This is a genomic window from Psychrobacter sp. Ps6 (assembly GCF_022129235.1).
Classification (GTDB): Bacteria; Pseudomonadota; Gammaproteobacteria; order Pseudomonadales; family Moraxellaceae; genus Psychrobacter.
The window spans coordinates 1-8366 of record NZ_JADQAI010000016.1 but is presented as its reverse complement, the minus strand read 5'-3'; the positions used below and the strand labels follow the sequence as shown (position 1 = coordinate 8366).

At 37.8% G+C, this 8366-nt stretch carries 8 protein-coding genes and 1 pseudogene; 8 read left to right on the top strand and 1 reads right to left on the bottom strand.

Annotated elements, in window-relative coordinates:
- Positions 1–105 precede the first annotated feature (105 nt).
- From rfaD to I3255_RS12875, 4 genes and pseudogenes are all read left to right on the top strand, one after another.
- Complete coding sequence (rfaD, locus tag I3255_RS12890; RefSeq protein ID WP_176285781.1) at positions 106–1050, top strand: ADP-glyceromanno-heptose 6-epimerase; 945 nt, start codon at positions 106–108, stop codon at positions 1048–1050.
- Between the two features lie 7 nt (positions 1051–1057).
- Positions 1058–2017, top strand: coding sequence for a lauroyl-Kdo(2)-lipid IV(A) myristoyltransferase (gene lpxM, locus I3255_RS12885; RefSeq protein WP_176285782.1), 960 nt, complete (start codon positions 1058–1060; stop codon positions 2015–2017).
- Positions 2010–3257 carry an O-antigen ligase family protein gene (locus I3255_RS12880; protein WP_176285783.1) on the top strand — a complete coding sequence of 416 codons (1248 nt, stop codon included), beginning with the start codon at positions 2010–2012 and terminating at the stop codon, positions 3255–3257. The genes lpxM and I3255_RS12880 overlap by 8 nt, the downstream gene beginning before the upstream one ends.
- Positions 3254–4305 (top strand): annotated as a pseudogene (locus I3255_RS12875) (glycosyltransferase). The gene I3255_RS12880 and the pseudogene I3255_RS12875 overlap by 4 nt, the downstream one beginning before the upstream one ends.
- A gap of 4 nt (positions 4306–4309) precedes the next feature.
- Here I3255_RS12875 and I3255_RS12870 read toward each other — a convergent pair.
- Positions 4310–5311 (bottom strand): WavE lipopolysaccharide synthesis family protein, encoded by a 1002-nt coding sequence (locus I3255_RS12870; protein ID WP_238039179.1) that lies wholly within the window; start codon positions 5309–5311, stop codon positions 4310–4312.
- Between the two features lie 109 nt (positions 5312–5420).
- Between I3255_RS12870 and I3255_RS12865 the strand changes: the two genes are divergently transcribed.
- The 4 genes from I3255_RS12865 to I3255_RS12850 form a co-directional block, all read left to right on the top strand.
- On the top strand, positions 5421–5801 hold the full coding sequence (locus I3255_RS12865; RefSeq protein ID WP_238039178.1) for an HAD-IIIC family phosphatase: 381 nt from the start codon (positions 5421–5423) through the stop codon (positions 5799–5801).
- Positions 5792–7378 carry a hypothetical protein gene (locus I3255_RS12860; RefSeq protein WP_238039177.1) on the top strand — a complete coding sequence of 529 codons (1587 nt, stop codon included), beginning with the start codon at positions 5792–5794 and terminating at the stop codon, positions 7376–7378. Before I3255_RS12865 ends, I3255_RS12860 begins: the two co-directional genes overlap by 10 nt.
- Complete coding sequence (locus tag I3255_RS12855) at positions 7375–8115, top strand: glycosyltransferase family 2 protein (protein WP_238039176.1); 741 nt, start codon at positions 7375–7377, stop codon at positions 8113–8115. Before I3255_RS12860 ends, I3255_RS12855 begins: the two co-directional genes overlap by 4 nt.
- A 5-nt stretch (positions 8116–8120) precedes the next feature.
- A partial coding sequence (locus I3255_RS12850) for a WavE lipopolysaccharide synthesis family protein (RefSeq protein ID WP_238039175.1) occupies positions 8121–8366 on the top strand: 246 nt, incomplete at its 3' end.

The following is an 8366-nucleotide window of genomic DNA, read 5'->3' as shown; positions in this document are numbered from 1 at the left end:
ACTTCCTTCGCCCATTAATTGATACATAATGGTATCATAGATAACAGCGAATATTGATAGTAGAGACATAGGGTCTTTGCTGACTATTTAGCAATAGGACTAAAAATGATTATTGTTACAGGCGGCGCCGGTATGATCGGCAGCAATATCGTAAAAGCATTAAATGAACAAGGCCGAAACGATATATTAGTAGTTGATAACTTAAAAGATGGCACTAAATTTAAAAACCTAGTGGATCTTGATATTGCAGACTACATGGATAAAGAAGACTTTATCGCAAAAATTGAAGCTGGCGATGATTTTGGTCTTATTGAAGGTATCTTTCATGAAGGCGCATGTTCCGCAACAACGGAATGGGATGGTAAGTACATCATGCGTAATAACTACGAGTACTCAAAAACCCTACTTCATTACTGCTTAGCTCGTCGCATTCCTTTCCTATATGCTTCCTCCGCCGCTACATATGGGGGTCGAGATCATGACTTTATTGAAGAAAAACCTTACGAAGGCGCATTAAACGTCTACGGTTATTCAAAACAGCAATTTGACAATTATGTACGCCGTATTTGGCAACAGGCCGAAGCATCTGGCGAGCAACTATCTCAAGTTACAGGCTTCCGTTATTTCAACGTCTATGGCCCTCGAGAGCAACATAAAGGTAGTATGGCATCAGTCGCATTCCACCTAAACACTCAAATAAATAATGGTGAAAACCCAAAATTATTTGCTGGCTCTGAAACCTTTAAACGTGATTTCGTCTACGTAGGCGATGTATGTAAAATGAATTTATGGTTCTGGCAAAACGGTGTATCTGGTATTTTCAATTGTGGTACGGGTTGTGCCGAATCATTCCAAGCTGTAGCCGATGCCGTTATTAAATTCCATAAAACAGGCAATATCGAAACGGTTCCATTTCCTGAACATCTTAAAGGTCGCTATCAAGAGTTTACGCAAGCTGACCTATCAAAAGCTCGAGCAGCAGGCTACAACGAACCATTTAAAACCGTTGCTGAAGGGGTTGCTGAGTATATGGAAACTTTAAATAAATAATACCGATATGATTGATAACCATTACGATAAACAAGCTTACAATCCTCAGTTTCATTGGTCCTTTCTACATCCAAAATACTGGGGAACTTGGTTTGCAGTATTACTGGCTTCACTTTTTTGTTTATTACCTCATAAAGTACGCCACACTATTGCTAGTCTTTTTGCGAAACAAGCAATTAAGCTAAATAGCAAAGCAAATCATCGTGCACGTATTAATTTACAAATGTGTTTTCCTGAAAAGACGGAGGCAGAACGCGAGGAGATTTTACTGCAAAGTATCACGACCGCAGGTACTTTCCTACTTGGTTTTGCTTCTCTTAGTGTACGCAGTAAATTTTGGCTAGAAGATAATACAATTATCCGAGGGATGGATAATCTTACCGAGCTAACAGATCAACAGCAAAGTGTCATATTATTAGTCCCACATACTTGGGCAATTGATATCCCGGCTGTACTTCTCGCTTCTCGCGGTTTACCCGTTTCTGCAATGGCAAAAAAACAGAAAAACCCTGTATCTGACTGGCTAATGCATCGTCAGCGAGTTCAGTATGGTGGCCGAGTCTATGAGCGAAGTGGTGGTATCAAGCCATTCATAAAATCAATCCGTGATGGCTATCTAGGTTACTACTTACCGGACGAAGATTTAGGTCCAGAGCATAGTGTCTTTGTTGACTTTTTTGCAACGACTAAGGCTACTATGTCCGGTTTAGGGCGCTTATCGAAATTAAGCCGTGCTAAAATTGTACCACTATTTGCGATGTACAATAGTGAAACAGGAAAGTACGAATTAGATTTCTATCCAGCATTACCTTTTCCTAGTGATAGTGAAGAACAAGATGCCCGAATGATGAATGAGTGTATTGAACAGTATGTTACCGAGCGTCCTGAACAATACATGTGGATTCTACGTTTATTGAAAACTCGCCCAAATGGCGAGAAAAATCCTTATCGAATTAACCATGACTAAATCAAAATTGACGACCCTCATTGTAACTCTATTAACAATGAGTTTTCCTATCCTTTGCCTCTCTTATGGTAAAGGATATAACCTTCCGCCTGTTTTATTATTTACGACAGCTCTGATTTTTATTCTGCATTATAAAACACTCAAATACACAACAGATATCAAACTGGTTATAGCAACATTTGGGTTATATTTTATCATTTATGCAATATCAGTTGCTGTTCACCATGAACCCTTATCACACCTTGACCAACCCAGTCGAATTATCTTAGCACTTCCCATTTTTTTATTGTTATTACGTTATCCACCTAAAATAACTTGGCTAATGCATGCTATTTTGCTTGGTTCTACTATTGCGGGGCTATCGGCACTCTATCATATTTATGGGCTACATTTAGGAAGAGCTTATACTGGACTCAATACACCATACCTAAACGGATATATGCCTATCCAATCGGGAAATATGGCTATGACTTTAGGTGTCATGAGTCTTGCTATCGGTATTTATTGGCTAAAAGAAAAACAATATTGGATCACAACCCTATCCATATTATCTGCCCTCTTAGGAATATCTGGAAGCTTTTTATCTGGAAGCCGTGGCGGTTGGGTATTTCTTCCTCTGGCTCTTATTTATCTTGTTTTTGCCAATCGATACTACCTTAAAACAAAAACCCTCGTTGTACTTATGGCAACATTAGTCATTTTCAGTTGTATTGCTAGTCAGGTACCACCTATCAGTAATCGCATCAATGATGCAATCAGTAATGTTACTCATTATGAACAAGGTAACGAGATGTCTTCTTTAGGAATTCGTTTTGAATTATGGAAAAGTGCTATCTATACCTTTAAACAACACCCTATTTTTGGTTCGGGTTATCATGAACGACAGATATTAAGAGAAAAGTGGGGAAATGAAGGTTTAATCAATAAAACTATCTCTCGCTACACAGTGCACTCACACAACCAATATCTGGAAGATCTATCGTTGCGTGGTGTTATTGGTTTAACATCATTAATTTTATTGCTTGCGATCCCTTTCAGCATTTTTAACCAAAACAATAAAATTGTGTCTCACCAATCAAATGCCATCAATCAATGTGGTGCTGTAAGTATGATCTTGATGAGCGGTTATCTTTTATCTCAAGCCATGTTCAGACATAACTCAGGCATGATGTTTTTCGCAACATTAACTGTTATTTTATTGGCCTGTAGCATTACACTAAAAAGAGAAATGAAATCATGAGAATCCTTGTTTTAAGTTCTTATAAAGACTCCTGGAACAGTGTTCGACCTGAAGCTGAAATGTTTATCGAAATGGTCAATCAAGGACATGATGTTACTATAATGACCCAAGGTGATGCAGAATATGTTTCTCGCTTTAAAAAACACGGTATTCATGTAATTGATTGTTATCCAAAACGAAAAATATGCAGTCATACAATCAAAGCTATTCGAACAGAATTGAAAGCCAAATATTACGATATTGTGTATGCCTTAAATTCTAAAACTATTCCAAACGCTGCATTTGCGTGTATTGGTTTTCCAAACACTAAGCTCATCAGTTATCGCGGTACGGTAGGAGGAATTTATCGTCATGATCCTTCGGCCTATTTAACCCATTTACATCCAAGAATTGATGGTATTTCTTGTGTTGCTAATGCCGTGACAGAATCAGTCAGAACCAAAGCCTATGTAGGCCATGATGCGATTCAAACCATTTATAAAGGTCACGACTTAGAATGGTATGTTGCAGAAAAAGCAAATAGAGAAATATTAGGACTGCTTGATTCTGATGTTGTTGTGATTTGTGTCGCGAACGCACGTAAGAGTAAAGGAGTACACATATTACTTGAAGCTATGACGCATCTCGCCTCAATTTCCAATCTACACTTAGTGCTCGTTGGACGAGATATGGATACCGAGGAAAATACACAACGGGCACAACAAAGTGGTATGAATGAGCGTATTCACTTCTTAGGTTACCGAAACGATGTACCTGAGCTAATGGATTGCCGAAAACCATTATTGAAGCGATGGCAATGAGCAAACCTTCAGTTGTTACAACAACGGGGGGCAGTAAAGAGCTTGTTGACAATAACGTGACCGGTTTTGTCGTGGAGACAGGGAATGAAGCAGTGCTTGCCGACAAAATAGCACAACTTGCTCAATCTAAAGAGATGCGAACAAACATGGGAAATGCCGCAAAGCAACGCTTGATTGATTCCTTTTCAATTCAAGCGACCACTTTGCAACAACTGGCTTTTTTCCAACACATAAAAAATAAGGCGTAATGTCTTATTGTTTTATTGCTCTTATTAATAGCTTTAATTTAGTTTCTAGATACGTTGGATAAACATAACGACAGCGATCTAACCATAATTGCAATCGTTTAGAATATGGATATTCTAATTGATACGAATGGTCACAATATTTTTTGTACAATTGTTGCCATTCCCAATATTGGTAATGAGCACAACGACCTTTTGCTCTTGACACTCGAGCTTTACCTAAAAACTTAGAGCAAAGTCCCAAGCCCACCTCTTCATGAGAAGCAATCACTAAGTTATTCGCTAAACAGATTTCAGATTGCTTTACTTTATTATTTTTAGTGTCTAACAAACTGTCTAATTGAATCGATGGTTCGCATTTTTGTAATGCTCGTAAAAAAAACATTTGTGTACAATCAATCACATAGTCTGGATAACCTGGATTGTATTTTTGTTGCTCCGTTGGATGAAAATCCGTTTCAAATGTTAAGTCCCATAACATCAATAAATCTTCTGTTCGACCAAAGTAAAAAAAATCACTCACATGAAATGCCACTCGATGGCCTTTTGCGTATTTACGTGTAAAAATATTAGGAACTACAACGCGCTCTTGAAAAAACTGATACTCAGAATACCTTTTTTGATACTTTTGCTGCATATCCACAAAGGCATTAGATGTAAGAAAATTATCACTTCTCAATTTAACTGCATACGGCGTTTTTACTCGTTTTAATCCCTCTAATGTGGAGGCAATTTGACGATTATTATTATAAATATGTGGTGTCCCATCTTGATTATATTCTCGAATATTTGAGCCAGGATCATCACACTCGACCAACTCATCAAAATCTAACCCAGATAAATTTTGATTTTTCCAAGTTGATAAAATGACATGAGCTCCAGGAAGATATTCACGCACCGATTGTAAACAACGATGTGTAATTCCTTCATCTTGTTTTCGATGACTCAGAGATTGTACTGGCCCTTGTACCACTACAGTTATATCCTGAAAGTTTATCGGTTGATTCATTTTTTACTCACTGAAAAAATTAATTATCTAATCATCGCATTTTATGAATAAGACTTTAACTACTAAATTCGATACACTAAATCCAACTATAAAAATGTAGGAATATAGAATGAAACGGCTCATTGTCGACCTAGATGGTACTATTACCCAAGCTAACACCTCTGATTATAAAAATGTAAAGCCAGCATTGGATGTAATTGAAAAGTTAAGAGAATACCATCAACAAGGCTTTGAAATTGTGATTAGTACAGCTCGTAATATGAGAACATTTGAAGGTAATGTAGGAAAAATAAACATTCATACTCTACCAATTATTGTCGAGTGGTTAGAAAAGTACGATGTTCCTTATGATGAAATACTTGTAGGGAAACCATGGTGTGGACATGATGGATTCTATATTGATGACAGAGCAATCCGCCCTTCAGAATTTACCAATTTTACACTTGATGAAATAAACGCGTTAATCGCAAAGGAAAAAGCATGTTCTTAATCATGTCAGCCGCTTACGTTGATATTGAATTACAATCAGAATTTGGTCAATTACCCCCAAGTTTATTGCCATTAGGTAATCGTCGGTTGTTTCAACATCAAGTTGCTATGATCCCAGATGGCGTATCGAGCTATTTATCTCTTCCTGAATCGTTTACACTGTCTGAGATGGATACCGATTGGCTAGCTCAGCACAACGTCAATGTGCTCAAAACACCTGATGGTTTATCGCTTGGCGCCTCATTCGTGGCCGCTTTAAACCTTATCGAAAAAACGTTAGAGACACCGCTGCATGTTCTATTTGGTGACACCTTAATCTCTCCACTGCCGATTGGTAATGATATCGTCAGCGTCTCTCTGGTTGAAGATAGTTATAACTGGGCAACAGTCAATAAAACATCAACCAATCTTTGGTTAGCGGAAAAGAGCGATTCATTAACAGCGCAGAATCAAGTGGTGTGTGGCTACTTTAAATTCAGTCAACCAAGACACCTCATGCGTTGTATCACACAAAATCATTGGCATTTTTTAGATGGACTTAATCGCTATCAACAAGACATTGGCCTAAAAACCATTGTAACCGAAAACTGGCTCGACTTTGGTCACGTCAATACTTATTACCGCTCCAAAGCCAAATTCACAACTCAACGAGCCTTTAACGAATTAATTATTACACCCGATTGGATTGAAAAATCGAGTTATAAAACCACCAAAATTCAAGCCGAAGCGAACTGGTTTGAGCAACTTCCTCCTAAAATGCGAAATTATATCCCTCAATTTATGGGAAGTTATCACCTCGAGGATCGATTTAAATATAGATTAGAGTATTTACACCATACCGCTTTAAATGAACTGTACGTCTTTTCGCATCTGCCATCGGTGATTTGGCAAAATATTTTCCATCGCTGTTTGGAGTTTATTGCGCAATGCCAACATTATGTTGCACCTAATGATGTACCTTATTCCACATTAGAGCATTTGTTTGGCCAAAAAACCGCAGAACGTCTGAATGAATACTGTCAATCTCGACATATCACTCTGGATACACCTTGGTATTATAACAAGACCAAAAGCTCGCTTAGAGATTTAATCACACTCTCAGAACAATGGCTACCGAGCAATACACATCCTACGATCAGTGTTCTTCACGGCGATTTTTGCTTTAGCAATATTTTGTATGACTTTCGTACCAATCGAATTAAAACCATTGATCCTCGAGGTTTAACTCATACTAATGAACAGACAATTTACGGGGATACACGCTACGATTTAGCCAAACTGAGCCATTCTATTCTTGGTATGTACGATTGGATTATTGCCGGCTATTATCGTGTATCAATAACCGATCATCACATCGATTTTTCGTTGGCTCCGCACTCGCAATTAGAAGATGCACAGCAATTATTTATCGATATGATCGCAAAACGTTTTAACTTATCACCGATGAATCTGTATGCGATGCAAATTCAATTGTTTTTATCAATGTTACCGCTTCATGACGATGATACAACGCGCCAAGATGCATTATTTGCAAATGCATTTCGTTTATACGAGATTTTAAAAGGGTATACACAATGATCATTATTCCAATGGCGGGGCTCAGCTCTCGATTTTTTAAAGCCGGCTATACAAAACCTAAATACATGCTAGATGCTCACGGTATCTCATTGTTTGATCATGCCGTAAACAGTTTTAAAGCGTACTTTAAGACAGAAACTTTTTTATTCATTGTTCGAGATGTTTACGGCACGGTCGAGTTTGTCAAACAACGCGTCAACGCGCTCGGTATTACCTCTTTTAATGTTGTCGTATTACAAGAAGAAACACGAGGACAAGCTGAAACCGTATATCTTGGTTTGAAACAGCTAAACTTAAACAATAATGACTCCATGACAGTCTTTAATATCGACACCTTCAGACCTGACTTCCAATACCCTAATTTAACGCTATTAGGAGATGGTTATTTAGAGGTATTTCAGGGTAATGGCGATAATTGGTCTTTTGCGAAACCGAAAAATAACGAAACCACCGAGGTGGTTGAAACCGCAGAAAAACGTGCAATTTCTGATTTGTGCTGTACAGGGCTGTACCACTTTGCACACAACAAAGACTTTATTGAAGCTTTTGACTTTTATACACAGTTACCACCTGAAATGTGGGATAAGGGCGAACTTTACATTGCCCCTATGTACAATCATTTGATAAAAGAGAATAAATCTGTACATTATCACCTAATTGAACGAGAAGAAGTCATTTTCTGTGGCGTACCAAGTGAATATGATGATTTTAAAACCTTACAATTTTCTTCTAAATAAATTACATGATCGAAAATAAAGATATAACTGTTATTGTGCATGGGCCGGTCCAAAACTATCAAGATCGGACACATCATGAAGAAGGAATAACACAACGGTGCTTACAAAGTATTCGTCAGCATCTTCCAGGATGCACTATTATTTTATCGACATGGAAAAATCAAAATCTCACTAATCTTGATTACGATCTGCTTATTGAAGAGCAAGATATTGGCCCAAATAAAGATCGTATTGCCCCTAAAAACTACAAT